General features: G+C 59.8%; 24 protein-coding genes. 12 read left to right on the top strand and 12 right to left on the bottom strand.

Annotated elements, in window-relative coordinates; translation table 11 throughout:
- Positions 1–4: 4 nt before the first annotated feature.
- From ABID16_RS19465 to ABID16_RS19450, 4 genes are read right to left on the bottom strand one after another with little or no spacing between them, the layout of a single operon-like run.
- Positions 5–1,597: an ABC transporter permease gene (locus tag ABID16_RS19465; RefSeq protein WP_354558029.1), complete on the bottom strand. Its 1,593-nt coding sequence runs from the start codon at positions 1,595–1,597 to the stop codon at positions 5–7.
- Entirely contained in the window at positions 1,587–2,357 is a 771-nt protein-coding gene (locus ABID16_RS19460; RefSeq protein ID WP_354558028.1) for an ABC transporter ATP-binding protein, read from the bottom strand. The genes ABID16_RS19465 and ABID16_RS19460 overlap by 11 nt, the downstream gene beginning before the upstream one ends.
- Positions 2,357–3,328 carry an ABC transporter substrate-binding protein gene (locus tag ABID16_RS19455; RefSeq protein ID WP_354558027.1) on the bottom strand — a complete coding sequence of 324 codons (972 nt, stop codon included), beginning with the start codon at positions 3,326–3,328 and terminating at the stop codon, positions 2,357–2,359. Before ABID16_RS19455 ends, ABID16_RS19460 begins: the two co-directional genes overlap by 1 nt.
- 45 nt (positions 3,329–3,373) lie before the next feature.
- Positions 3,374–4,111 (bottom strand): 5-formyltetrahydrofolate cyclo-ligase, encoded by a 738-nt coding sequence (locus tag ABID16_RS19450; RefSeq protein ID WP_354558026.1) that lies wholly within the window; start codon positions 4,109–4,111, stop codon positions 3,374–3,376.
- A gap of 100 nt (positions 4,112–4,211) precedes the next feature.
- Between ABID16_RS19450 and ABID16_RS19445 the strand changes: the two genes are divergently transcribed.
- Positions 4,212–5,060, top strand: coding sequence for a MurR/RpiR family transcriptional regulator (locus tag ABID16_RS19445; protein ID WP_354558025.1), 849 nt, complete (start codon positions 4,212–4,214; stop codon positions 5,058–5,060).
- Positions 5,061–5,301: 241 nt separating this feature from the next.
- Here ABID16_RS19445 and ABID16_RS19440 read toward each other — a convergent pair whose 3' ends face one another.
- From ABID16_RS19440 to ABID16_RS19410, 7 genes are all read right to left on the bottom strand, one after another.
- A complete protein-coding gene (locus tag ABID16_RS19440) occupies positions 5,302–7,356 on the bottom strand; it encodes an SUMF1/EgtB/PvdO family nonheme iron enzyme (protein WP_354558024.1) in 2,055 nt (684 codons plus the stop codon).
- Between the two features lie 11 nt (positions 7,357–7,367).
- Complete coding sequence (locus ABID16_RS19435; RefSeq protein WP_354558023.1) at positions 7,368–7,748, bottom strand: VOC family protein; 381 nt, start codon at positions 7,746–7,748, stop codon at positions 7,368–7,370.
- Positions 7,749–7,827: 79 nt separating this feature from the next.
- Positions 7,828–9,216: an ABC transporter substrate-binding protein gene (locus ABID16_RS19430; protein ID WP_354558022.1), complete on the bottom strand. Its 1,389-nt coding sequence runs from the start codon at positions 9,214–9,216 to the stop codon at positions 7,828–7,830.
- 10 nt (positions 9,217–9,226) lie between these two features.
- Positions 9,227–10,066: an ABC transporter permease gene (locus ABID16_RS19425; RefSeq protein ID WP_354558021.1), complete on the bottom strand. Its 840-nt coding sequence runs from the start codon at positions 10,064–10,066 to the stop codon at positions 9,227–9,229.
- 4 nt (positions 10,067–10,070) lie between these two features.
- The gene (locus ABID16_RS19420) at positions 10,071–11,081 is read right to left on the bottom strand and encodes an ABC transporter permease (RefSeq protein WP_354558020.1); all 1,011 of its coding nucleotides are present in this window, start codon (positions 11,079–11,081) and stop codon (positions 10,071–10,073) included.
- Positions 11,082–11,195: 114 nt separating this feature from the next.
- Positions 11,196–12,758, bottom strand: a complete 1,563-nt coding sequence (locus ABID16_RS19415; RefSeq protein WP_354558019.1) for an ABC transporter substrate-binding protein — start codon at positions 12,756–12,758, stop codon at positions 11,196–11,198.
- 119 nt (positions 12,759–12,877) lie between these two features.
- The gene (locus ABID16_RS19410) at positions 12,878–13,780 is read right to left on the bottom strand and encodes a sulfurtransferase (RefSeq protein ID WP_354558018.1); all 903 of its coding nucleotides are present in this window, start codon (positions 13,778–13,780) and stop codon (positions 12,878–12,880) included.
- Between the two features lie 139 nt (positions 13,781–13,919).
- Between ABID16_RS19410 and ABID16_RS19405 the strand changes: the two genes are divergently transcribed.
- Entirely contained in the window at positions 13,920–15,713 is a 1,794-nt protein-coding gene (locus ABID16_RS19405) for an ABC transporter ATP-binding protein (RefSeq protein WP_354558017.1), read from the top strand.
- A gap of 30 nt (positions 15,714–15,743) precedes the next feature.
- Here ABID16_RS19405 and ABID16_RS19400 read toward each other — a convergent pair whose 3' ends face one another.
- Complete coding sequence (locus ABID16_RS19400) at positions 15,744–16,436, bottom strand: GntR family transcriptional regulator (protein ID WP_354558016.1); 693 nt, start codon at positions 16,434–16,436, stop codon at positions 15,744–15,746.
- Between the two features lie 183 nt (positions 16,437–16,619).
- Between ABID16_RS19400 and ABID16_RS19395 the strand changes: the two genes are divergently transcribed.
- The 10 genes from ABID16_RS19395 to ABID16_RS19350 all read left to right on the top strand — a co-directional run bounded on the left by ABID16_RS19395 (position 16,620) and on the right by ABID16_RS19350 (position 26,878).
- On the top strand, positions 16,620–17,285 hold the full coding sequence (locus ABID16_RS19395; protein WP_354558015.1) for an aspartate/glutamate racemase family protein: 666 nt from the start codon (positions 16,620–16,622) through the stop codon (positions 17,283–17,285).
- Positions 17,286–17,290: 5 nt separating this feature from the next.
- The gene (locus ABID16_RS19390) at positions 17,291–18,655 is read left to right on the top strand and encodes a dihydroorotase (protein WP_354558014.1); all 1,365 of its coding nucleotides are present in this window, start codon (positions 17,291–17,293) and stop codon (positions 18,653–18,655) included.
- Positions 18,656–18,666: 11 nt separating this feature from the next.
- Positions 18,667–19,593 carry a dihydrodipicolinate synthase family protein gene (locus ABID16_RS19385; RefSeq protein WP_354558013.1) on the top strand — a complete coding sequence of 309 codons (927 nt, stop codon included), beginning with the start codon at positions 18,667–18,669 and terminating at the stop codon, positions 19,591–19,593.
- Complete coding sequence (locus ABID16_RS19380) at positions 19,593–20,351, top strand: SDR family oxidoreductase (protein ID WP_354558012.1); 759 nt, start codon at positions 19,593–19,595, stop codon at positions 20,349–20,351. Before ABID16_RS19385 ends, ABID16_RS19380 begins: the two co-directional genes overlap by 1 nt.
- 2 nt (positions 20,352–20,353) lie before the next feature.
- Entirely contained in the window at positions 20,354–21,496 is a 1,143-nt protein-coding gene (locus tag ABID16_RS19375; RefSeq protein WP_354558011.1) for a MalY/PatB family protein, read from the top strand.
- A 334-nt stretch (positions 21,497–21,830) separates the two neighbouring features.
- Positions 21,831–22,565 carry a FadR/GntR family transcriptional regulator gene (locus tag ABID16_RS19370; protein ID WP_354558010.1) on the top strand — a complete coding sequence of 245 codons (735 nt, stop codon included), beginning with the start codon at positions 21,831–21,833 and terminating at the stop codon, positions 22,563–22,565.
- Complete coding sequence (locus ABID16_RS19365) at positions 22,562–23,749, top strand: PLP-dependent transferase (protein WP_354558009.1); 1,188 nt, start codon at positions 22,562–22,564, stop codon at positions 23,747–23,749. Before ABID16_RS19370 ends, ABID16_RS19365 begins: the two co-directional genes overlap by 4 nt.
- A gap of 36 nt (positions 23,750–23,785) precedes the next feature.
- Positions 23,786–25,048 (top strand): ABC transporter substrate-binding protein, encoded by a 1,263-nt coding sequence (locus tag ABID16_RS19360; protein WP_354558008.1) that lies wholly within the window; start codon positions 23,786–23,788, stop codon positions 25,046–25,048.
- A 68-nt stretch (positions 25,049–25,116) separates the two neighbouring features.
- Complete coding sequence (locus tag ABID16_RS19355; RefSeq protein ID WP_354558007.1) at positions 25,117–26,040, top strand: carbohydrate ABC transporter permease; 924 nt, start codon at positions 25,117–25,119, stop codon at positions 26,038–26,040.
- A 4-nt stretch (positions 26,041–26,044) separates the two neighbouring features.
- Complete coding sequence (locus ABID16_RS19350; RefSeq protein WP_435532451.1) at positions 26,045–26,878, top strand: carbohydrate ABC transporter permease; 834 nt, start codon at positions 26,045–26,047, stop codon at positions 26,876–26,878.
- Positions 26,879–26,887: the final 9 nt, after the last annotated feature.

Below are 26,887 nucleotides of genomic sequence, written 5' to 3'. Positions count from 1 at the left end.
GGAATTAGCTCGCCGGCTGCATGCCGCGCTTCCGCAGCACGCGCCGTTCGATGACGATGACGATCTGATAGAACAGGACGGAGATGAGGACCGACACGACAGCGACCGTCCAGATCATGCCGTAGTCGAGATAGCCGCGGGACTGGTTTAGGAGATTGCCGAGCCCGGTGCCGGTCGCCAGCCATTCGGCGATCATGACCCCGAGCAACGCGCGCGGGACCGCGAGCCGCATGGCTGCAAAGAGATAGGGAAGCGAAGCCGGGATCGAGACGAGGCGCAGTTGCGTGAGCGGGCTTGCGCCATAGGCCCGCACCACATCGAGCGCGCCACGCGATACCATGCCGAGCCCCTGGGCCAGCGTCACGAAAGCTGGAAAGAACGTCACCGAAACTGTGATCCACAGAATGACCGAAGGCCCGCGGCCCAGCAGCAGGACCAGCAATGGCGTCAAAGCGACAAGCGGCATGGTCTGCGTGACCAGAGCAACCGGCATGAAGGAACGTACGATGCCCGGCCGCATGACGGAGGCGAGCGCCAGCGCAAAGGCGAAAGCAAGGCCCGCCGCCATGCCGAAAAGCGTCAGCGGCAACGTCTGCATCAGCGCGGACACGAGCCGGAGCTGTGCGGTCTCCGCAGAGGGCGCGATGAAGAGATAGTCGAACACCCCGAGCGGCGTCTTTGCGATCATCAGCGGCGTGCCGAGAATTTTCAGGAGCCCCCACCAGACGCTGAAAGGCAACGCGATCGAGGCAACCGTGAGGACGATACCGGCGAACCGGCCGGTTGCAAGCAGAGCACTCGGCGGCGGCGCTGCCACAGTAACGGCGCGGGTGGTATGGGTGATCTTCGCTTCGATGAGCGCGAAAAGCACATAGGCGATCAGCGCCATGCCGGTGGCGGCCAGGCCAATGCCCCAGAGCCGTGCGGGCTCTGCGCGCCCCAGCGAGCCGATGAGATAGACGCCGAGCCCGTAGCGCCCGCCACCGCCGAATTCGGCCAGAACCGAACCGAGGACCGCCGCCGGTGCTGCAACCCTGAGCCCTGCAAGGATGGCCGGCAGGGCCGAGCGGAACTCCACGAGACGAAGCAGCGACGCCCGTCCGCCGCCATAGGCGCGCACAACATCCAAAATGCGCCGGTCCGTCTGGCTGATACCGGTGACAGTGGCGCTCATTGTGACGAAATAGCACCCGAGGGCGGCAAGCACGATGCGCGGCGTCATCCCGGAAAAGGTCAATACGAGGATCGGCGAAATGGCGATGGGCGGGAGGGCGAAGATTGCGACATTCAGGCCACGTCCAATTCGAGCCGCAACGGGGGACACGGCAAAGAGAATGCCTGCGGCAATTGCCAAGAAATTGCCGATGACAAAGCCAGCTGCCGCACCTTCGAACGTTGCCAGAATGTGCAGCGGATAGTCGCTTCTATCCTGCCAGAATCGGGCGAGAACGGCGCTTGGAGCCGGCAGCGCGCCGCTTGCGACCAGCTGGAACCGGCCCAGAAGCTCCCAGACGGCAAACAGGATAACGGCATTACGCCATGCCGCCAGGCGTCTGCCTGTACGGGCTCCCGTCTCAGCGGCGACGTCAGTGGCCATCCAGCGCCTCCGTGATCTCGTCTTCGAGCGCGTGAAAGGCTTCCGTGGTGAACACATCCGGAAGGCGCGGACGCGGCAGCGGAATATCCACGATCTTGCCGATCCGCCCCGGCCGGCTCTGCATGACGACAACCCTGTCGGCAAGAAAGACAGCCTCGTCGATCCCGTGGGTGACGAGCAGCGTCGTGGCCCGGCCTTCCATCCAGATACGCTGCAATTCGACATTCATCTGCCGGCGCAGGATCTGGTCGAGTGCGCCGAAAGGCTCATCGAGAAACAGAACCTCGGGCTCGGTGACGAGCGCGCGGGCAATCGCCACCCGCTGGCGCATCCCGCCGGAGAGTTCGCCGGGCAGGGCCTTCTCAAATCCCTTTAGGCCGACAAGCTCGATCAGCCCGGCGATCTTGCCAAGGTAGCCGGCACGGTTTCGGCCAAGCACATCGAGAGGCAGCGCGATATTGTCCTCAACGCTGCGCCAGGGCATGAGTGCCGCGTCCTGAAAGGCAATGCCGGTGAGCCCAGCCTTGGCAGCAGCCTGTGGCGACTGCCCGGAAACCGAAATCGTGCCGCCTGAAGGAGCGTCGAGCCCGAGCGCGAGCCGCAGCATGGTGGACTTGCCGCATCCCGATGGCCCGATCAGCGCAGTGAACGAACCAGCCGGACAGTCCAGCGAAACGCGGTCGAGTGCCTGCACGACGGTCTCGCGCCCGGCAAAGGAGCGCGAGACGTCTTTGAGCGTAATGCCTGCGTCCTGCGCCATCAGACTTCTGCGAGAACTGTCGTGTCGAAATGGTCTCGCTTGGCCTTGATGCCGACCGCAGCAAGAGACTCGATATTGGCAGCGATCGCTTCCTCGCTCATCGAGAAAATGCCCTTCGGGCTTTCGATCAGCGGCTTCTGCGCGGTGTTGAAATAGACCTCGTTTTCGATCGAGCGGCCGGTCCCCTTGTACCAGGTGTCAGCCAACTGTTTGGGATAGGCGGCCGGGTCCTTCAGGTTTTCCTCCCAGCCCTTGCGGCTTGCCTTGAGGAAGGCGACGATCTCCTTGCGCTTCGTCTTGAGCGTCTCTTCGGTGACGACGACGGTGTCATTGAATATCTTGAATCCGTAATCGTAGAGCAGGAAGGACACTGCCTCCTCGCCCGCCTGCTTGATGGTGAAAGGCACATTGGTGGTGAAGTCGAGCGACGCATCGATTTCGCCCTTGATGAGCGGGGTCGGATCATAGGCATAGGGCACGATATTGACCTTGGACCGGTCGATCCCGGAGATCTTGAGCATGGCCTCGACAGAGACGACATTGACGGGCGGGACGGCCAGCGTCTTGCCGATCAGGTCCTTCGGTTCCTTGATCGGCTTCTTTGCGAGCGACACGATGCCGATGGGGTTCTTCTGATATTGCGCGCCGATGATCTTGAAGGGCGCACCCTGCTCGACAATCGCCTTGATCGTGGTGTCGGGTGTCGTCAGGGTCAAATCGGCCTTGCCGGCAATGATCGTGCTTTCCGGAATGACATCCGGCCCACCCGATATGTAGTTCAGATCAAGTCCGGCCTCCTTGTAGAAGCCCTTGTCGGCGGCAACGAAATAGCCGGTGAATTCCGCATCGTTGATCCACGACGCCTGAAAATTGAACGGTGAGGCAGCGGCCGCATAGCGCGTCAGAAGCGGCGTCGCCGCGGCAGCGCCCATGAGACCCATGAAATGTCTGCGGTTGAGGGTAAGATGCATTGGACTATGGCTCCTGTTCTCTGGTGAGGCTTTTTATGATTTGCGTCAGACGATCCCGCGCATGCGCGCGAGTTCCTTCAGTGGCGGTGTGACGAGGATTTCCTCGCGCGTCAGCCGCTCCCATTTGATCCCGCGCGGCCTGCGACCACCGCGCTCGATGGTCGAGAGCCTTGAAGGTGTAGCGATGTAATCGGCCTGAATGTCGGTTTCGCTGGCATTCATCTGCTCATCGACGACCTGGACGTCATGCACGACCGTGACAACCGGCGTCGCCTCATCGACAAGGCCAAGATCGGTGAACATGCCCCATTCGAGATCGAAATAGGTGTGCCCCTTGCCGAAGCGGATACCATCCTTCGTCACGGCAGATGCCCCGGTCGCCAGAAAATCGAAACGGCCGATATGTGTCAGTTCGGCCAGATTGATCGGCCGCGCGAAGTGCTCCATGCCATCGAGCCAGGCGGCGAAAAGAGCCATCTCCGGCGCCACCTTGCCCGGCTCCATGTAGAGAAAACCGCGCTGCATGTTGTAGGTCGACATGACGAAGGGCTTGCGCTCGACAATCAGGCGGCGGCGCACCTCCGTCATGGAATTGTCAGGCGTCACAAAGGCCAGGCGGCAATCTTTCCAGGCCTCCAGACCCGTCACACGATCGACGGCCTGCTCCACACCATCGAAGTCGGGAATGAACTCGCTGAACCCGAGATGAAACCGCGTATCGGGGCGGGCGACGGCCTTGAGGCTATCCCAGACCTTCTGCCGGAAAACACGCGGTTGCGCCATACGGACCTCCGTTTCAATGTTTCATAACTGTGAAACAACAGTTTCATTATTGCAAGAGGGGTGATAATCTTTTTATGCAGTTCGGCAACCCGGAGGAAAAATGGCTTCTCGTCTTGTCTTGCGCATTCAGGAACGCTACGCGCGGCTCACCAGCGGCGAGCAGAAGCTTGCGCAACTCATTCTCGACCGGCAGGACGATATCCTCACCCATTCGGCGACGGAGATCGCCGAGATGGCCGGCGTGTCGAAGGCCACCGCTGCGCGCTTCTTTCAGCATCTCGGTTACGCCGATTTCAACGAGGTGAGACAGCAGGCGCGCGAGGAGCGCAACCGAACGGAGCCCTATGGCTATTCCGTGACACAGTCCGAGCAGGTCGCGCTGGGCAGGACGATCGGCGCGCACCTGGAGCTGGAACTGAAAAACCTCACCAAGACCTTCGAGGAAATGCGCTCGGACAAGGTGCGCGAGGCGGCCGAATTGATCGGCGCGGCGCCGAAGGTCTGGGTGCTGGGTCTGGGAACCGAGGAAGGCGTGGCGCGTTATGCTCGGCTTCTCTTCTCACGGCTCCGGCACGATGTGATGATCCTTGGCATCAATCAGGGATCATGGGCGGAAGACCTTGCGATGACGGGCCCGAAGGACGCGCTGATCCTCATCACACTGCCGCCGCAACAGCCGATCCTGAAACCCATTCTCAGTCATGCAGCCACAAGCCGCCTCAATGTCATCACGATCACAGACCGGACGTCCATGCTGGAAGCGCAGCGCTATTCCAGCGTGGTCCTGCCCTGCCATGTGGCGAGCTTCGCGCTCGGCCCGTCGCACACGACCGTTCTGAGCACCGTGCGATTGCTGGCGCTGACCTTTGCCGCGCATGCCGGCCGCTCAGCGCAGCAGCGCGCCGAGATCATCGCCGCCATTCACGAAGAAATCGGGGGGCACGAATAAGGATATGTGGCGATCCGGGAGGGCATACCCGTCTTGAGGCGCCTTCGCCCTGATGTCGATGGAAAGTCGTTAGCTTTGCCCGCAGGAATCCACTGCAGCACGCTTTCAATACCGAACGTGCGGATCTGACGAACCGACATGATATCGGCATCGGCTTCCGTCGGACGGGGCGGTTTCGATCATCTTGAAATTCAACCGGTCAAGCTGATCTTTGCGTCAGCGCTTCAGATGTGGCGCACGCTCATCTCTTCGCGTTCGCCACGACAATCCTGAACCCATTCCCACGCCAGAAGCCATCCGGCTCCAGGCTTCCGCGATAGGTGCAGCAGGCTTTTTGCCGACCGCTGCTGAAACAGCCGCCGCGAAGCACCCGACGAACCTCACGCCCCGCATTCGCAGCTTCACGTCCATCGTTGCCATAGGGATAAAGGAAGCTCGGGGTTGCCATATCCTCGCCCCAAAGGGTCGTGCACCACTCCCAAACCTGACCGGTCATGTCGTAGCATCCATAAGGAGAGCGCCCCTTTGGAAAAAGGCCGACGGTACAGGTGTTGTTGAAGCCGATCTCCTCGGAGTTCGACGCATCGTCCTGCCAGAAGGTTCCCCAAGGATAAACGTTCGCGGTTCCGGCGTCGGCCTGGTCGCCTCGTGCGGCTCGTTCCCATTCGGGTTCCGTCGGAAGCCGCACGATTTCGGTATCGGCAAGACGTCCATCCTGCCGCCACCGTTCGGTGAGCCAGGCGCAATATGCATTGGCGTCGTGCCAGGTAACATCCGTTGCCGGCGCACTTCGCCGTTCGGGCACCAGGCCATCGGGACTGACCCAGACCCGGTTCGTGGCCTTCACAAATTCGGCATAGAGGCCGTTGGTGACTGGGTAAATCCCTATCCGGAACGGTTCGATGGTAACGCTGTGCGGCGGCGCAGAATTGGGGTGGGTCGTCGAACCCATCGTGAACGTTCCGCCCGGCACCGTCGCAAGCGCTCCAAGATCACGCGGGTCGCCCCATGTAGCAAGCCATCGCCCGGCCTGCTCGCGCTCGGCGGGTGTCAGCGCACCGTATTCTACGATGTGAAAAAGCCTCTCAGCCAATCGCCGGGCCGATGCGGGATCGACCGCAAATTCGGATGCCAGCAGCGCACCTCGAAGGGAGGCCTCGCCATCGCCGGTCATCAGACTTTCGACAAGACCGCCAGTTTCAGACGCGCCTTTTTGCCGTGCCGCCAGACTGCGGATCACTGGAGCCCAAAGCGGCGGATCGCTGTGGAATGGCCCAGCGGCCGATGCGGAAGGCATTTCCACAAGATGACAGGCCGCCAGCAGCTGGCGCACACGCCTGACCGGCAAGACCTCGGCATCGACGACCGTCCCCTGCAGACAATCATAGGCCAGACTGGCGAGAAACCGCGATGTTTGCGGGTCCCCCGCCACGCGCAAGAGCCAAGCATCGACAATTTCCTCTGCCGAATGCCCGTGCGAGGCAGCACGAAGCGCCATGGCGAATTGCGCCGGATTGCCGGCTGCAAGCCCCAGCCCGACGCCGCTCTGCCTGATATCGAGATCGGCAATCTTGCGGGCGGCATCAACCCTTTGGGCCTCAAGAAAGGGCAGAAGCGAGAAGCGGGCGAAGGGCTGCGGGGGCACAAGACCCTTCGTCGCCTCTTGTTCCGCCAGCGCCAGGAGCCGCACGCGTGGATGCTCGTTCTGAAAGCGCAAGGCTTCACCCAGCAGGTTCGCCGCATCGTCCCCGGCAGCGTCCAGTCTGTCGAGAACTATATGGAGCATCCAGGATGAAGCAGCCCAGGCTTCCGAGGTCAAAACAGAGGCAAGGTCTGGCACCGCCGCATCCACCAGCGCATCAAAGTCCTGACCGCAACATGCCTCGATATAGAGCGGAATCGCCGGACCGGCGTCCCAGATCTCGTCACGATACACGCCGGATTCATTGCGCACGACCGCGCGGGGATGATCGTCCTGTCGCGCCAGCTTGCCACTGAGATAACGTGCAAAGGTTGTCTTGCCGCTGCCGGTTTCTCCGACCAGCAGCAAAGCCGGATGATCGCGCGCCATCTCCATTGCGGAAAAGTAGACAGGCGGCTCGGGCTCGACGCGATCCTGCAACTTGCGCAGCCCCTTGGCAGCCTTGTCCTCTTCGGTAAAGTTGACCAGCAGTGGAATGTAGCCCTCTTCCAGCGAGATGGGATGGCCATCGGGATGCGCCATCAGAGGCATTTGCCCATGGGCGAGTGCTCGCTCGATAAGGTGCTTGCGCAGACTGTCGACAGAAATGCTCATCCGTCGCCTCATCAGAATAGCGCCGCCACGTCGGGATTGTGAAAGCGCTGGATCTCGATGGCATAGCCTGCCGGGTCCTCGAAGAAGAAATGCTCGCAGAACCGGCCGCGGAGCATGTCGGACAAGCCGGGCACGCCTGCGGCCTTCAATCTTCCATGCCAGCCCTCGACATCCTGCGAAACGATAGTGAGGAGAACGGCACTTTTTTCCTGATGCTTGAGGTGACCGCGATTGCCATCGACGATGCCGAAATAGCATTTGCCGGCGATCCGGTAGATGCGGGCGAGACCCTGATCGAGAACCAGCTCAAACCCCAGGACCTGCTCGTAGAACGGCACCACCGCGTGGATGTCGTCGTAGTAGAAAAACGTAATCGAATAGTCGCGGTCCATGATGAAGGCTCCCTAAAGCAATTCCGAGCCGAAAGTGGAAAGCGGTTTCGCGTCCGGAATTGCGTGAAAACAAAATGGTCTAGAGGATGTTCAGCGTGCCCTTGTGATCGATTGCAAGGCACCTGATGTTCGGTTTTGCGGCATAGACGTCGATGGGATGGACGATGTAGAGCCAGGGTGGATTTGCCTGCAGGCGTCTGAGGCAGTGTGCATAGGCATTCTCCCGCTCGAAATCATCGACCGCGTCATTGGCCGTGGCGATGAGCGCTTCGGCCTCGGCATCTTCATAGCCCTGCCACCAGACAGCCCGCGGCCCGCTGGAAATCTTGTCGTTCAGGACCCGATAGGTGCTTTGCGGAGAGGAATCGAACAGGGCCATGTCGCCCATTTCCTTGCGCCCGATCTGTCGGGCATATTCCGGCCGGTCTGCTTCCGTCTCCACGGCCACGTTGAGGCCGATGGCTTCCAGCGATGCGGCAACGAAATGGCTGACCTCTGGCGCCCGCTCCGGCATGAAGGTCGGTGTGCGCAGGCGCACAAGATTGTCGCCCCCTTCGACCGTATCGAGCAGCCGGCGCGCGCGATCGGGATCAAAGGGAATCGGCCGGAGATCGGCCTTGGCCGCGCCCAGATGAAACGGGCTGACGATGGTCGATGATGGCACGGCCAGCCCGTGATAGATGTCGGCGGCAATGGCTGCCCTGTCGACGGCATGGTTCACCGCCAGACGCGCCGCGGGCGACTGGAAAAGACCGTTCTGACAGTTCAGATAATACATAACGGACAGGGTGTTGACTGCTTTACCCCACTGGAATTGCGGATTGAAATCAAGCCGGTGCTCCACGCGCTCCAGATTGAGCGCTGCATCCACCTCCCCCGCTTTCAGCAGATCGTAGCGGGCCTCCGCGCGCTTGCAGGCGGTCGCGATGATATGCTCCGGACCCTGCAGCCCTGGCATCTTTTCGAGCACGGCCTTCTGTCCGATTTCGACCTCGGCAACGCGGTATCTCCCTGTTCCGATGAGCGGACGTCCGTCCGCATCGCGCCGGCAGATGTAGAATTCGGAGAAGACGTCAAGAATGTCTGCGAAAGGACGTGGGTTGCGCACTTCAATAATGTTCGGGGACCGGGCAGTAATCGTCGCGTCCTGAAGATAGCGCGCGTAGGACCACTTCATGCCGAACGTATCGACCGCTTGAAGGATGCCGTCGATGAATTCCAGGATGTCTGCGGCGACGCAGGGCTTGCCGTCGTGAAAGGTGGCGCCGTCACGGATGGAAAAGGTCCAGATGCGGCCATCTGGAGAATGCGTCCAGTTCTGAAAAAGGGCCGGACGCGCCCAGCCATTATCCCAGCGCAACAGCGGCTCGAAGACGAGGTTCTTCAAGGTGAGCACGCTCGTGTCGTCCGTCACGCGGTCCGGCGGAAGGAAATCGATCTTCTCCAGGGCGATGTGCAGGCGATCCACGGATGGCATCCTAGTCTATTTCGCTGCGGCGGCGCGGATTAAACCAGTCGGCCAGCGAGTCGCCGATCAGGTTGAATGACAGGACGGCGAGCAGAATGGCCATGCCCGGCGCCAGGGCAACCCACGCAGCGCTGCGCACATATTGCAGGTTGGCAGACACGTCGGCGCCCCATTCCGGCAAGGGTGGCTGCGCGCCAAGGCCCAGAAAGCCAAGGCTCGCGGTTTGCAAGATGGCGCTGCCCAGTGCAAGCGTCGACTGGACGAGGAGAGGACCGAGGCCGTTGACGAAGACATAAAAGATCAGGATTCGATGGGCCGGAAGCCCCAAAGACACGGCCGCCTCCACATAGGGTTTGACGGAAATGCTCAGCGCCTGACTGCGCGCGACACGGGCGAACTGCGGGGCCAGCGTGATGGCGACGGCAAGCATCGCATTTTGCAGGCTTGGTCCGAAGGCTGCGGCAAGGGCGATGGCAAGCACGAGAGCCGGAAACGCCAGAATGGCATCGACAACGCGCATGACCAGCGCATCGACCCAGCCACCGGCGAAGCCGGCAAGCATGCCGACCGAAACCCCGACCGCAAATGCGATCGCCACGACCCCAAGGCCAATCGCCAGCGTTGCACGTCCACCGTACATGATGCGGGTCAGAACGTCCCTACCGAACGCATCAGTGCCGAGCCAATGCTCCAGGCTCGGTGCGGCAAGTTTGTGCAGGATGTCGAGCTTCGTCGGTGAGTATTGAGTGAGCCAAGGTCCGACGGAAATGATGCCGACCAGGACAAGGAGAATGATCAGTCCGACGAGGGCGAGCGTGTTGCGACGCAGAAAAAGCAGAATTTCACCCATCGCCTCATCCCATCTTTCGCCGAACACGCGGGTCGAGGATACTGTACAACACATCAACCAGGATGGATGTCAGGACGAAAAGTAGCGCGAAGACGAGCGTCGTCCCCTGAATAACAGGGTAGTCGCGATTTTTGATCGCTTCGAACATGTAGCGGCCGATTCCCGGCCAGGCGAAGATTGTCTCCGTCAGGATTGCACCGCCCAGCATTTCCGCGAATTTGAGGCCGATGACGGTGACTGCCGGCAGGAGAGAATTGCGCAGGCCATGGGTCAGCACCACATCGCGACGACGCAGCCCTTTCGCCTTCGCCGTCCTGATGAAGTCCTCACCCATGACATCGAGCATCGTGTTGCGGACGAAGCGGCCAAGCGTCGCCGCCAGAAAGGCCGCCAGCACCGCGGTCGGGAGCAGCAGATGCTGAAGCGCATCGACCGCGCCCGGCAGATTTCCCGTGAGCAATCCGTCGAGAATGACAAAACCTGTCACGCTTTGTATTTGCAGATAGGGGCTCAAGCGCCCGGAGACCGGAAGCCAGCCCAGGTAGTTCGCAAAAACGAGTTGCAGAACCAATGCAAGCAGAAACGCCGGCATGGAGACCCCGAGCAGCGAGATGACGCGCGTCAGATGGTCGAAAAGGGAGTTGGGACGCGTGGCAGAGAGGACGCCGATCGGGATGCCAACAACGATGGCCAAAATCGTTGCCAGGACTGAAAGCTCTATCGTGGCGGGCAATCGGTTGAGGATTTCCACGGCGACCGGCTGACCGGTCTTCAGCGAGTATCCGAAGTTGCCGGTCAGCAAGCCCATGACATAGTGATAGAACTGAAGGACGACCGGCTCGTTCAGATTGAGCTGCGTCCGCAAGGCTTCGATCTGCTGTTGCGTTGCGCCGGGCCCGAGCAATGTCGTAGCCGGGTCGCCGGGGATGATCCGGACCAGTGAAAACACAATGACGAGGACAATCAACATCACTGGAATCAAGGCGATCAGACGGCGTATCAGAAAACTCGCCATGTCCGGTTCTCGGTCTTTCTTGCAGCTTGCTTTGGACGATCAAGCGCATTCGCGTGGAATGCCTGACCCAGGATTGCGCCGGCGGCCCTGGACCGCCGACGATCTGACATGATCCTATTTTTTGTAAACAGACCAGTATTCGTTCAGCGGCGGCGCGCTGTTGACGACAAGTCCCTCGACATTTGCCCGGGCAAACACGATCAGCTTCGGGCTGAAGAGATAGGCGCCGGGCACCCGCTTTGCGATCTCCTCCTGGATCGTGAAATAGAGCTGCTTGCGCGCCTCCAGATCCGAGGTTTGCTGCGCTTTAAGGATCAGGTCGTCGAGCTGCTTGTCCGGCGGCATGCGGAACGTCATGGCCGTACTGGCAAGCGACGAGAGGTATCCGATCGTGATGTGGGCATCGGGATCGTTGTACCACGGCTGGCGACCGTCGAGAGCGACATCAAACTGACCCGACGTCTGCAACGTGCGAAGAGCCGGAAATTCGGTCTGCTCGATGGTCGCATTCACGCCGATATCAGCCAGATTGGCCTGGACAAAGGTTGCCACGGCACCCCAGAGCGGTCCCTGGAAGCTGTAGAGCTTCAGGTTCAATGAGGACGGATCAACGCCGGCCTCGGCCAGCAGCTTCTTGGCGAGCGCCGGATCGTATTTCGGCGCGAGTTCCTTCATCTTCGGATTGAAGGCCCAATTGTTGGAAGGAAGCGGTCCATAGACCCGTTCTGCCGTTCCCCCGAACACACCCTTCAGAAGTCCATCATAGTCGATGGCATGCGCAATCGCCTCGCGCGCCTTCACGTTTGCAAACGGGCCGTCTGTCTTGCTGTTGTTGAATTCAAGCTGACGAATGATCTGGCTTGAAGATTCCAGAACCTTCACATCCTTGTTGGCCTTCAGCGCCTGAATGTCCTCCGCAGCAATCGCGGACAGCTGTCCCTGTTGCTGGACGATATCGACACCGCCTCCCTCCAGTTCGAGACGGCGCGTGGAGGCATCCGGAATGACCCGATAGATGATCTGGGACAGTTTGGGCGCACCGCGGAAATAGTCCGCGTTTGCCTCCAGAACCACGTTGGTATCAGGCTGGGCGCTCTTGAAAGCGAAAGGCCCAGTGCCGACAGGATGGGCGGCGAATTTGTCGCCATATTTGGCAACGGCTGCAGGGCTGACAATGGCGGCCTGTGGCTGTGCAAGAATCGAAAGAAAGGCAGGATAGGCGCTCGAAAGGGTGATTTTCAATTCCGTCGGAGAAACGACCGCAATCTCCTTGATGAGATCAAATGTCGCCTTGACGTAAGGGTTGGTAGCCTTGGTGCGCTCCAGAGAGAACTTGACCGCCGCCGCATCGAATGCGGTACCGTCCTGGAATTTCACACCCTCCCGCAACTGGAAATCAAACACCTTACCGTCCTCGGAAACGATCCAGCTTTTGGCCAGACGACCCTCGAGAACCTTGAAATCCGGTGCGGTCCAAGCCACCAGCGTGTCGAAGACGTTCAGGATGATTTCGCTGCCAATCGGCTCGGCCTTGTTGGTGCCGGGCTCGAGGCTGACGGGGTCGGAGGGCACGGCCACGACAAGCGTCTTCAGTTTGGCCCCATCTTCGGCGTGAGCGCCTGAGCATAGCAGCGGCAAGGCAACCGCAGCGATAGCAATGCTGTCCCAGATTTTCATTGTCTCATTCCCCTATCTGTCTGATCGATAAACACGGATGCCGAAATGCGCAGGTTGGATTTCTGTAATATACTACGAAATATATCATGGCCGAGCCCGCTGTAAAGCCCGTTTGGTGATCATTTAGTCACGCCGCGATCCTGCCTAGAATTTGTGCTGATGTCATAGGGTCTGGCGCCCCTCGCGACCGGACGAGCAGGGTCGTAGATCCATTCGGACCAGGACCCGGGATACATGGAAGCCCTGATGCCTATCGATGCGAGTGCCAGAACGGTATGAGCCGCCGACATGCCTGCGCCGCAGTAAACGCCAACGGGTTTGCTGCCGTCTGCGCCGAGCGCAGCGTACATCTCCTGCAGCGTCGCAGCGTCGGTAAAGTTTCCATAATCCGTGACATTGTCGGGCGCAGGGGCGCTGATAGCGCCGGGAATATGTCCACGCGGCGCCGCACCTGGTTGAGCCGGTCCACCGATATAATTCGGTCGAATGCGGGCATCGAGCAGGACACCTTCATGAACAAACCGCTGCGCGTCCTCTGCGCCAAATTCCGGCATATGACCTGGGCTCAGAACGATCTCGCTCGGTTTCGGCTTGCTCGCATGCGCAGCTGTAGGCAGCCCGGCCGCCAACCAGGCCGGCAATCCGCCATCCAGGACCCTGACATCCGGCAGACCGGCCCATTTCAAGACCCACCAGGCGCGGGCCGCAGTCATGCTCCGGTCGGCATCATAAACCACAATCGTGCCGGTTCGCATCAGGCCCCATGCCCGCGCCTTGGCCTGAAAGACTTCGATCTCCGGAAGAGGTCGCTGTCCGCGCTCTGCGGAACCTGGCGACTGGAAGTCCTCGTAGGCGTATGTGTCTATCGCTCCTGGGATGCGAGGGTCGCCGAGGGAGGATCTGCCCGTGTAGGGATTGACCGAGTGCACAGCCAGAACCGTTACGGCCTCGCCGCGCAGTTGCCGCCCCTGCAATTCATGAGCAGCCACCAGCACACGGCTTCTTATTTGCTCAAGGGTCATTCCGTCTCCCGTTCCAAAGGCGTTACAAGCTTAGCTTCGAACACAACAAGGTGCTTGGCAAGTTAAAATATATTACGTAATATATTAGAAAATTTTGCCTTGACCAGCACCCCGCTGCATTCGCTGGAGCCTATCTGCCATGAGCATTCTATCGGTGAGCCACCTGACGACCTCGTTCCGGCAAAAGGGTGAATGGCATGCAGTGGTCAATGATGTCAGTCTCGAAGTGAACATGGGCGAAACCGTTGCCATCGTCGGCGAATCGGGGTCGGGCAAAAGCGTGACAGCCATGTCGATCATGCGGCTTCTTCCGGAAAAGACAGCACGCGTGACAGGCGAAATCCGGTTGGAGGGGCGCGATCTTCTGGCGCTATCAGAGCGGGAGATGGAGGATGTTCGCGGAAACCAGATTGCCATGATCTTTCAGGAGCCCATGACATCGCTCAACCCGGTCATGACCGTCGGGCGACAGGTTTCGGAAGCCATTCGGCGCCATGGCAAGGTTTCAGCCGACACAGCGCGCCGGCAGGCGATCGCCCTTTTCGACCGCGTCCGCATTGCGTCCGCTGCAAACCGCTTCGACGAATATCCGCATCAATTGTCCGGTGGCACATTGCAGCGCGTCATGATCGCGATGGCGCTTGCCTGCCGTCCGCGCCTGCTGATCGCCGACGAGCCCACGACGGCGCTGGACGTGACTGTTCAGGCGGAAATCCTGCAACTGATCAAAAACCTGCAGGACGAGGAAAAGATGGGTGTGCTTTTCATCACCCACGACATGGGCGTCGTTGCCGAGATCGCTGATCGCACCACCGTGATGTTCCGCAGCCGTTCGGTGGAAACCGGAATGACGCAGGACGTTTTTGCAGCACCCCGGCAGCCTTATACACGCGCGCTCCTGTCGGCGGTTCCCCGGCTCGGGTCCATGACGGGGCGCGAGAACCCCGCGACCTTCCCGCTCCTTGATCCGGAGACAGCTTGCGCCACGCCGGAGCGCGAAATGCCGGCGGCCGGTGACGCAACGGTTCTGGACGTCCGCAATCTGGTCACCCGTTTCGACATCAAGACCGGCTTGCTGGGTCGCGTCACAAGCCGCGTCCATGCGGTTGAAAACGTATCCTTCGATCTGCGGGAGGGTGAAACATTGTCGCTCGTCGGGGAGTCGGGCTGCGGCAAGTCCACGACCGGACGATCGGTCCTGCGGCTCGTCAAGCCCACCAGCGGGACAATCCGCGTGCATGGTGAGGAGATCACGGACCTGTCGAAGAAGGCGCTGAGAGGCCGCCGAAAGCAGATGCAGATGATCTTTCAGGACCCGTTTTCGAGCCTGAACCCGCGCATGCGTGTGGGTGAAGCGATTGCAGAACCGATGATCGTCCACAAGTTGGCCAGCAAACGCGATTCCATCGCGAAAGCGACGGAACTGATTGAGAAGGTCGGCCTCAAAGCCGACATGGCGCGGCGTTTTCCTCACGAGTTCTCAGGCGGTCAGCGTCAGCGCATCAGCATAGCGCGGGCTCTGGCGCTCAATCCCGGACTGATCGTCGCCGACGAAGCCGTGTCGGCCCTTGACGTCTCCATCAAGGCGCAGGTCGTCAACCTCATGCTGGAATTGCAGGAAAGTCTGAAGATCGCCTTTCTCTTCATCAGCCATGACATGGCCGTGGTCGAGCGGGTCAGTCACCGGGTCGCAGTCATGTATCTTGGCGAAATCGTGGAAATCGGCACACGTGCACAGATCTTCGGGGACCCGCAGCATCCTTATACACGCCGGCTTCTGGATGCCGTCCCCGTCGCCGACCCGGCACGCAGGCATGATCCCAAGGTCAGGGCCGAATTCGAACTGGGAAGCGCAATCCGCCCGGCAGATTTCGTCCCTCCGAATGCCAGCTACCGGCAACATGCGCCTGGGCATCTGGTCAAGCAAAACTGATAGGATGCGGAGTCTGCCGTTGCAGTCACGTCAAAGGGTCAAATCGGCGCGGCCGTTGGCGATCAGGGCAGAAAGGAGGCCTTTGCGCGTGTTTTCGTTATGCTCCATGATCGCCTGCCGGGCTTTTTCCGCGTCGCGGGCGCGAAGATGCACCAGGATGCGATGATGATCGTTGTTCGTTTCCGGATTGATGTCGCGAACGCGGGTTCCCATGTGAAAAAGCCGCGCACATTCCTCAAGATGGCTCATCACCAAAGTAGAAAGGCGCTGATTACGCGACCCTTGTGCGATCAGGGCGTGGAACTGCTCGTTACGGGCAATAAAGGTCCTCGTGCTCACCTCTTCGCCCATGACATAGCTGGCATCCGCCAGTTCATCCAGTTGGTCCATTTCCGCGACCGTGAGATTTTCAGCCGCCAGCGCTGCGGCAGTGCCCTCCAGCACGCCGCGAACCGAAAAGAGATCGTTCATGTCCTTGATCGTCACCGGGCTGACGCGATACCCGCGCCGCGGATAGGCTTCCATGAAGCCTTCTACACACAGACGTCCCAGAGCTTCCCGCACAGGCGTCTTGCTCATCTGCAAGTCTTCTGCAAGCTCCGGCTCCGAAACATCTGCGCCAGGCGGCAGAGCGCCGGTGATGATTCGCTCTCGCAAGATCGCATAGGCCTGCTCGGTCAGCGATTTCGTACGCTTGCCCCCGGTCGCGTCAGCTTGCCCCATGGCTCTCACGTTCAGTCTCCTTCTGCCCGATCCGGGCGGTCTTTTGTTGTTACGACCAATCCGCCTGATGTCAAAACGTTTCCGGCCAATTTTCCGCGCAGGGTCACGTCATCCACTTTGACACAGTGGCCCTTGTAATATACTACGTAATATATCTAATCCATCCCCATTTGGGTTGGCGCATTGGAGCGCAAGTTGTCAAAAATCCTCGTCATCAATCCCAACAGCTCCGTTTCCGTCACGCAGTCGATGGAGGCATGCATTTTGCCCCTGCGTGCGGCAACCCGTCACCAGATAGCCTGTACAGAACTCGAAAAATCACCCGCCGGCATCGAAACCGATGACCATGTGGCAGAGGTCATCCCCAACATTCTCGAAGCAGTGGGTTCCTTCAACGCGGATGCTTTCGTGCTTGCGTGCTTCTCCGATCCGGGAATTGAGCGCGTCCGGGCGGCCACGGGAAAGCCTGTCACCGGGATTGCGGAGTCGGCTTATCTAACTGCCCTTTCATTGGGCCGACGCTTCGGGATCATCTCGCTTGGCCCCTCCTCTATCGCGAGACATCTGCGCTATCTGCAGAAGCTCGATCTCCACCACAGATTGGCCGGTGATCGTTCGATCGACATGACTGTCGTGCAGTTGATGGCGACTGACGTCATAGAAACTCTCTCACGGACCGCTTGCCTTCTTCGCGACGAGGACAAGGCCGACGTCATCATTCTGGGATGCGCGGGGCTTGGCTCCTATCGCGCCTCGCTTCAAAACAAGTTGGGATTACCGGTTATCGATCCCGTTCAGGCGGGCGTTTTGCTTGCAGCCCATCATCTCGATATGGCCTACGGAAGGTGACGCGCATGTCTTTCGATCTTGTCATTCGCGGCACCGCCGTCTTGCCGGAAGGTCCGATGGAAAACGCCTGGCTCGGGATCAGCGCGGGAAAGATCAGCGCTATCGGGACCGGCGACGCGCCAGAGGCAGCGACAGTGCACGACTGCGGCGACAATCTGATCCTGCCGGGCGTCATTGATGGCCAGACCCACGCCTGCAGCTACGGCGGTCTTCCCGGCATTCGCTCGACCACACGTTCTGCCATCGCAGGTGGCGTGACCACCATCGTGGACATGCCCTATGACAATCCCGCACCGCTCAATGATACTGGGCGCCTGTCGGAAAAGGTCGCTGCGATCGCGGACCATGCGCATGCGCATGTTGCTCTCTACGCGACGATCCTGCCGGGCCAGTCGACAGACGCGATCGCAAGTCTGATCGAGGGCGGCATCGCCGCCTTCAAGATCTCGACGTTCGAGAGCAGTCCGACCCGCTTCCCCCGTATCCCGTCCGATCTCATCCTCGATATCTTCCAGGCGCTTGCGGATACAGCCATTCCCCTGGGTGTGCACAATGAAGACCAGGAAATCGTTCGTGCCTACATCGCCGCCGCCAAGGCCAGCGGAGAAAACGGTATTGAGGCCCATTCCGCCAGCCGCCCGCCCGCTGCGGAGCTGGCGGCAACAGCACAGTTTCTGGAGCTTGGCGCGTCTGCCGGCGCTCATGCCCATATTGTTCATCTGACGACCGGGCGCGGGTTCCAACTCGTCGACAACTATCTCAACGATGGATTTCGCGCGACCGGCGAGCTGTGCGTCCATTACCTCTGGTTTGACCCCGAACGCGACGGAAGGGAACTGGGCGCCCGCATGAAGGTGAACCCGCCGATCCGCCCCCGCCAAATCGACGCACTCTGGGACGAAATTCTCGCCGGTCGTGTCGCCTTTGTCAGTTCCGACCATTCCAGCTGGCCGATCGACAACAAGCTGACCGAATCTATTTTCGATGCGGGGGCCGGGGTACCGGGGCTGGAGACTTTGCTTCCGGCTTTCTGGACCGCTGCCGAAGAACGTGGCCATGATGCTGCGACACTGACGGTCGAGATGCTTTGCGAACGGCCGGCGAAATTCTTTGGCCTCTGGCCCCAGAAGGGTTCGATACGGATCGGCGGCGATGCCGACCTCGCCATTGTCAGCAGGGCGCCACAGACTTGGGATGCCCGAAACGCGCATGACGAATTGCAATGGAGCCCGTTCGACGGTCGACGGTTCACCATCAAGGTCGCGCGCACCTACCTTGACGGTCGTCTCGCCTTCGACGGTGACACTGTTCTCAATCAGCCGGGCGACGGGCAGTACCTGCGCCGCGGTCAATCCCACTGGTTCGAATAGGAGATATCGGCGTGGCTCTTATCAGCGCAGAATCAAAGGGCGTCTTCGTGATTGCCGTGACGCCCTTCAAGGACGATGGAGCACTCGATCGCGACAGCATCGACCGGATGGTCGACTTCTATGCTGAAAAGGGTGCCGACGGCCTCACCATTCTCGGCATGATGGGCGAGGCACCGAAGCTGACGCAGGAAGAATCGATCGAAGTTACACGCCGGACGATGGCGCGCGCCGGTGGCAGACCCGTTGTGGTCGGCGTGTCGGCACCCGGTCTGGCGGCAATTGGCGAACTGACCAAAGCCGTGATGGATCTTGGTGCCGCAGGTGTGATGGTCGCCCCTCCTCCCGCGTTGCGCACCGACGATCAGATCGTCGGCTACTACCGCGATGTCGTCGAAACGGTGGGGGAAACGGTTCCGATCGTCCTTCAGGATTTCCCGCTGTCGACGGGCGTTCAGATATCCACCAAGACTTTGGGGACGATCTTCGAGGCGATGCCCAGTATCGTCATGCTGAAGCACGAAGACTGGCCGGGCCTGCAGAAGATTTCCGACCTGCGCCGGGCGGAAGCGGGCGGCAGGCGCCGTGTTTCCATCCTGTGCGGCAATGCTGGCGTTTTCCTGCCCGAGGAAATGCAGCGCGGCGCAGATGGCGCCATGACAGGTTTCGCCTATCCGGAAATGATGGTGGACGTCGTCCGTCTCAGCAACGAGGCCAGGCATGACGCCGCGCAGGATGTGTTCGATGCCTATCTGCCGCTCGTGCGTTATGAGCAGCAGCCCGGAATCGGCCTGGCCGTTCGCAAATATGTTCTTGCCAAACGTGGTGCGATTGCCAGCGCTGCCCAGCGCCGCCCCGGCGCGCCTCTCAACGCCGCTGCAGTCGCCGAGGTCGAAAAACTGATCGCACGGCAGACGCGCAAACTGGAGGCTCTGGGCTGATGGATTTGAATATTTCCGGGAAAAGGGCCCTCGTATTGGGAGGTAGCCGCGGTCTCGGCGCGGCCATCGCACAAGCGCTCGCAGCAGAAGGCGCTATCGTTTTTGCAGCCGCGCGAAATATCGAGGCGATGCCGGCAAGCTCGAATATATATCCAGTCCGCGTCGATCTTGCTGACCAGGCATCGATTGACGAACTGATCGCATTAGTGCGGCGAGAGGGCGGGATCGATATCCTGGTCAACAACACGGGCGGCCCCAAGGCGGGCCCTGCCATGGGCCAGTCGAGTGAGAATTGGCAGTCCGCCTTCCGGGTGATGGCGACCTCCATTTTCGCCATCACCGACGCGCTTCTGCCGGCCATGATAGAGAAGCGCTGGGGGCGCGTTCTGACAATCGGTTCGTCGGGCGTCGTCCAGCCGATTGCCAATCTCGCGCTGTCCAACGCAGTTCGTGCCGCCATCGCCGGATGGTCGAAGACACTGGCCGGCGAGGTTGCGCGGCACGGCGTCACCGTCAACATGATCCTGCCCGGACGCATTGACACGGATCGTGTGCGTGAACTCGACGGGATAAAGGCGGAAAAAACGGGCAGCAACCTTGCCGCTGTTCAGGAGGCATCGCGAAACGATATTCCGGTGGGGCGATATGGTCATCCGGAAGAATTCGGCGTTGTGGCCGCCTTCCTTGTCAGCGCGCAGGCAAGCTACATCAACGGCGCCACCATCCGCGTTGATGGCGGAATGATCCGGGGCATATGAGCATGAACCGTTTCGACATCGTCCAGAACCGCGACGGAACAGGCAGTTCGAAATGGAGCCGTTATCCTGCGGATGTCTTGCCCATGTGGGTTGCCGACATGGATTTTCCCGTCGCCCCCGAAATTCTGGCAGCCCTCGGCAAACGGCTTGAACACCCGGTTCTCGGCTATGGCGTCGCCCGCGACGAATTGCGCGAACAGATCGTTGCCGACATGGCCAAGCATTATGGCTGGGCGATCAAACAGGACGATATCGTCTTTCTTCCGGGCGTGGAACCGGGCTTCAACATGGCGCTGAAGGCGATGTTTGCATCTGACGATTCGGTCCTGGTCCAGACACCTGTCTACCGCCCTATTCTCAATGCACCCGGTCATTGGGGGCTCGTTCGCCAGGAGGCTCCGCTCATCCCGTCCGCCTCGGGATGGGTCATGGACAGGGAGACATTTTCCGACCGATTGGCATTTTCAAAAGCACTTCTCTTCTGCAATCCGCACAATCCGACAGGAAAGGTCTTCACGCGAGACGAGCTGGTCTGGATCGCTGAGCAATGCCACAGACACGATGCGATCATCATTTCGGATGAAATTCATTGTGAACTGCTTCTGGATGGAAGAAACCACGTCCCGATCGCGACCCTCTCCCCGGACGCCGAACAGCGCACGATCACGCTGATGGCTGCCAGCAAGACCTACAACATTGCGGGCCTGAAGACCGCGTTCGCGATCATTCAAAACCCGAAAATCCGCGAAAGATTTGCGGCCTCTAGACTGGGGATGGTCGATAGCGTGAATATTCTCGGGCTAGAGGCAACGCTTGCTGCGTTTCGCGGTGCCGAGGCGTGGAAAACGGAATTGCTGGCCTATCTCCAATCCAATCGGGATTTCCTGATGAAGGAGATCGCACGGCGCTTTCCGACGATCCGCTGTCTCGCCCCGGAAGGCACCTTTCTGGCCTGGCTCGACTGCAGCAAGCTCGGCTTGACCCCGGACCCTCAGTCGTTCTTCCTGGACCGGGGCAAGGTCGCTTTCAGCGCGGGTTCGGAATTCGGCACCGACTACAAGGACTTCGTTCGGTTGAATTTCGGATGCCCAAGGTCCTTGCTCGAAGAAGGTCTGCAGCGGATGCAAACCGCGTTGCTTGACTGACCGTCGGATCATGTCCGATGGAGCGGCATTGTCGCAACTGTCGCCGAGAGTTCCGACGGCAGATTCGATCCCCTTCGCCAACCGCCGTAAATCCTCGCCAGATTCTCTCTCACGCGATCTCGACCTCGAGAAATCAGCTTGATGCGTGACGTTCAGGCGAAAGACATACCGCATCTCAAAACCGGTTAAGCGATGCCACTCCAATAAGGCATCTAATCAGGGTTCCCAGGAACCAACGAAAAGTTGTCGTTCCACGTTTGATTGCCAGTTGACATTCGGAGCCGCTGCAATTTTAGTAGGATGTCAGACCAATTTTGAACCATAGGATGGAGCGATGGCCCGCGCTGCGGATACCGTCAAGAAGACGCGGCCTCCGATTGCCCCGCTCGACGCCATCGACCGCGTGCAGCAGGTAAGCGAGGCACTCGCCAACTATATCGCACATACAGACATGCAGACCGGCGAGCGTTTGCCCGCGGAACGAGAGCTGATGGAGGCACTGGGTGTCGGGCGGTCGACGATCAGGGAAGTGATCGGGCGTTTCCAGGCACTGGGTGTCATGGAGACACGCAAGGGCAGCGGCACCTATCTGCTGAAGCCGATCAGCAGCGCGACGATCCATATGCCGCTGATGCTCAATACTTCCGGGCTTCGCGATGCACTTTTGCAAACGCTCGAGGTGCGGCGGGGGCTGGAGGTCGAGGCGGCTGTGATGGCCGCCCGGCGACGCACGCCCGAGGACCTGAAAGACATCGAAGCAAAACTTAACGAGATGGAACGTGTGCATCTTTCGAAGGGCACGTCCGGACCTGAAGACTTGCTCTTCCATCTTGCAATCTACGACGCCACCCACAACCCGCTTTTCCGTCAACTGCTCGAACAGATGCGTGAAGCGTTTGAACGCTTCTGGTCGCGGCCGTTTGACAGGCCAGATTTTGCCCGACGCTCGTTTCCCTTTCACCGCACCCTGTTCAACGCGATCGTCGCGCAGGATACCGAAGCGGCAAGGCGCGAGACACTAAAGATCCTCGACGTGGTCGAGGACGATATCAAGGAAATGTCCCGATGAACGAAGGCCACACAGAACCCGGCCAACATGGATTTGACGCCTTTTCGCTGATCACTGCGCATGACGAGGCCAACGCCTTCGACGCGGTCGTTCCGCCGATCGTGCAGACCTCGCTGTTCACTTTCTCAACCTATGACGAGATGATCGCGACCTATCGTGGCGAAAAGATCCGACCCGTCTATTCCCGAGGACTGAATCCCACGGTCCGCATATTCGAGGAAATGCTGGCGAAGCTCGAGGGCGGCGAAGATGCGCTCGGATTTGCGAGCGGTATGGCCGCCATCTCCTCCACTGTCCTGAGCTTCGTCGAGCCCGGTGATCGCATCGTTGCTGTGCGCCATGTCTATCCGGATGCGTTTCGTCTCTTCGGCACCATTCTCAAACGCATGAAGATCGACGTGACCTATGTTGATGGCCGCGACGAGGATGCGATGGACAAAGCCCTTGACGGCGCAAAGCTTCTCTATCTCGAAAGCCCGACGAGTTGGGTCATGGAAACGCATGACGTCGGGGCACTTGCCGGCCTTGCCAGAAAGCACGGAGCAGTCTCCGTGATCGACAACAGTTGGGCGAGCCCGGTCTTCCAGCAGCCGCTGTCGCTGGGTGTCGATCTCGTTCTCCATTCGGCGTCGAAATATCTGGGTGGTCACAGCGACGTCGTTGCCGGGGTGGTCGCGGGATCGAAAGCGTTGATAGACCGCATTCGTGGGGAAGCGTTGCCCTATCTTGGCGGCAAGCTGTCGCCCTTCGACGCATGGCTGCTGATCCGCGGCCTGAGAACCCTGCCATTGCGCATGAAGGCGCACGAGGTTTCCGCCCTGGAGATCGCACGGCGTTTGCAGGCACTCGAAATCGTCGAGCGGGTCTGCCATCCCGCCGTGTCAAATCGCCTGCCACCGGGCCTCAAGGGCACGTCTGGGCTGTTCTCGTTCATCTTCAAGGAAGGCATCGATATCCGGGCGTTCTGTGACAGCCTGAAGCTTTTTAAGCTGGGCGTGAGCTGGGGTGGACATGAAAGCCTGATCGTGCCGGGAGAGGTAGTGCTCCAGCAAAAGGCCCAGCCGAATTCGGCTCACGCTTTTGGCACCCATCCTCGCTCTATCCGCCTCCATGTCGGCCTTGAAGGCACCGAGGCTCTCTGGTCCGACCTCGTGGGGGCGATGGCCGCATCCAAGATCACCTGACCTGAAACACAACCACCAGCGAAAAGGGGAATGACAATGAAAAGACTGATAACCGCAGCACTGATGACCGCGCTGATGTCCGGAACGGCATTTGCGGACACGACGTTGAAGCTGGTGGAAGTGATCACCAGCCCCGAGCGAACAGAGACACTGAAGTCGATCGTCGCCAAATTCGAGGCGGCCAATCCGGGGACCAAGGTCGACATTATTTCGCTTCCCTGGAGCGATGCCTTTCAGAAGTTTGCGACCATGGCATCCGCCGGCGATATTCCCGACGTGATGGAAATGCCCGATACCTGGCTGTCGCTCTACGCAAACAACGGAATGCTCGAAAGCCTCGAACCCTATCTCAAGACATGGGACACGACGGCGGATCTTTCCGACCGGGCACTTGAGCTTGGCCGGGATGTGAAGAACACCGCCTACATGCTGCCCTACGGCTTCTATCTGCGGGCCATGTTCTACAACAAGAAGCTTCTCGCCGAGGCCGGCATTTCCGAGCCGCCGAAAACCATGGATGAATTCCTTGCCGACTCGAAGAAGGTTTCAGCTCTTCCCGGCAAATACGGCTACTGCCTGCGCGGCGGGCCCGGCGGCTTGAACGGCTGGGTCATGTTCGGCGCATCGATGGCCGGTTCCAATGAGTTCTTCACCAAAGACGGCCATTCGACCTTCAATTCGCCAGGCTGGGAAAAAGGTCTGACCTGGCTGATCGATCTCTACAAGAATGGCTATGCGCCCAAGGATTCGGTCAACTGGGGCTTCAATGAAATTGTCGCCGGCTTCTATTCCGGCACATGCGCCTTCCTCGATCAGGATCCCGATGCCCTGATCGCAATCGCCCAGCGCATGAAGCCGGAGGATTTCGGGGTCACCACGATGCCGAAGGGCCCGGATGGAAAAACCTTCCCGACGATCGGCTACGCCGGATGGTCGATGATGTCGGCGAGCAAGCAAAAGGATCTGGCATGGAAGCTGATTGCCACGCTCGAAGGTCCGGAAGGGAACATCACCTGGAACAAGCGCACCGGTGCTCTGCCCGCGCTGAAGTCCGCCGAGAAGGATCCTTTCTATTCGAGCGACCAGTTCAAGGGCTGGTTCGCCGAGCTTGCCGACAAGGACGCGATTCCCACCAAGATGCCGACCTATCTTGAGGAATTTGCATACTTCAAGGATTCCCTTGTCATCAAGACGTCCCAGGAAGCGCTTCTGGGCGACATCACGCCCAAGGATCTCGCCAAGCAATGGGCCGACTATCTGACCAAGGCGCAGCAGAAGTTCCTTGCGAACAAGAAGTGACACGCTGGCCGGGCAGCCGTTTAAGCGCTGCCCGGCCCCATGCCTCCAAACCCGGAAATGCCTGATCGATGACCACCTCACGTCTAAACCAGGCGCGTGCGCCCCTTCTGCGCAGGCTTGCCGTAGCGTCGGAACCGTATCTGTACAGCGCGCCGGCCCTGATCCTCATCGTCGCCGTCATGCTGGTTCCGCTGACGCTGGGGATTTCCTACGCATTCCGCGATGTCCAGTTGCTCAATCCGTTTTCCGGCGGTTTTGTCGGTCTCCAGCATTTCCGCGATCTCGCGGAAGATCCTGCCTTCTTCAAGGCGTTGAAAAATACGCTATGGTGGACGGGCGCGTCCGTCTTCCTGCAATTCGTGTTCGGCCTGATCCTCGCGCTGTTGCTCGACAAGCCGTTTGCCGGACGTGGCCTCATCCAGGCACTCACTTTCCTGCCATGGGCCGTGCCGACATTCCTCGCAGGACTCACCTGGGCCTGGCTCTTCAATCCTGTCATCGGGCCGCTCCCCCACTGGCTATTCGCCATTGGCCTGCTCGACGCCCCGAACAACATTCTTTCAGATCGCAATCTGGCCATGTGGGGACCGATCATCGCCAATGTCTGGTGGGGCATTCCATTTTTCGCAATCACCCTGCTAGCAGCCCTACAGGCCATCCCGCGCGACCTCTATGAGGCCGCCGCGATCGACGGCGCGAACCCGCTGCAGCGCTTCATGTCGATCACGCTGCCGTTTCTTGCGCCGACAATTGCCATCACCGTGCTTCTGCGCACAGTCTGGATCGCCAATTTCGCCGATCTCATCGTTGTCATGACCAATGGCGGACCAGCCGACAGGACCCAGATCGTCGCAAGCTACATCTTCACCCAGGCCTTCAAACGCCTCGATTTCGGCTATGCCTCGGCGGTTTCACTGGTGCTGCTCGTCCTCCTGCTCGCTTATTCGATGCTGATCATCCTTTTGCGGCAAACACTTCTCAACAAGGATTGAGCCCATGCGTATGCAACGAATCCTGCTTACGGTCGCACATCGCCTGGCACTTCTGGTCTATGTCGCCTTCGCCTTGTTTCCGCTTTTCTGGCTTCTGAAGGTGGCAATCACGCCCACCAACCTGCTTTACACGGAGGGTGTGCGCCTCTGGCCGTCGGAGACGACGCTGGAGCACTTCAAATTCGTGCTTGTTCACAGCGACTTCCCGATCTTCTTTCGCAACAGTGTGATCGTCGCCGGGTCGACTGCGTTTTCGGTCACGCTCCTCGCCTCGCTGTCCGGCTACGCCCTGTCGCGTTTCACCTTCCGCTCCAAGTACTGGATCGTCGCACTCATGCTGATCACCCAGATGTTTCCTCTGGTCATGCTGGTCGCGCCGATTTTCAAGATGCTGTCGCCGCTGGGTCTGACAAACAGCCTCACCGGTCTGGTTATTGTCTACACCGCCTTCAACGTACCCTTCGCCACCTTTCTGATGCAGTCCTTCTTCGACGGCATACCGAAGGACCTCGAAGAGGCCGCGATGATCGACGGCGCCACACGTTTCGTTGCCTTCAGACAGATCATCCTGCCTTTGACCCTGCCGGGTATCGCTGCGACGCTCGGTTTCGTGTTCACCGCATCGTGGAGCGAGCTTCTGTTTGCACTCATGCTGATTTCGGGCAATGGCTCGGCGACCTTCCCCGTCGGCCTGCTCACCTTCGTTTCCAAATTCTCCGTCGACTTCGGGCAGATGATGGCCGCCGGCGTGCTGGCGCTCATTCCCGCCTGTGTCTTCTTCCTCTTGATCCAGCGTTATCTCGTACAGGGCCTGACGGCGGGCGCCGTTAAAGGCTGAAAGGACAAG

This window comes from Limnomicrobium aquaticum (genome assembly GCF_040545545.1).
Classification (GTDB): domain Bacteria; phylum Pseudomonadota; class Alphaproteobacteria; order Rhizobiales; family Rhizobiaceae; genus Ensifer_A; species Ensifer_A aquaticum.
The sequence above is the reverse complement of the archived record's forward strand: the minus strand, read 5'-3'. Positions and strand labels throughout refer to the sequence as shown.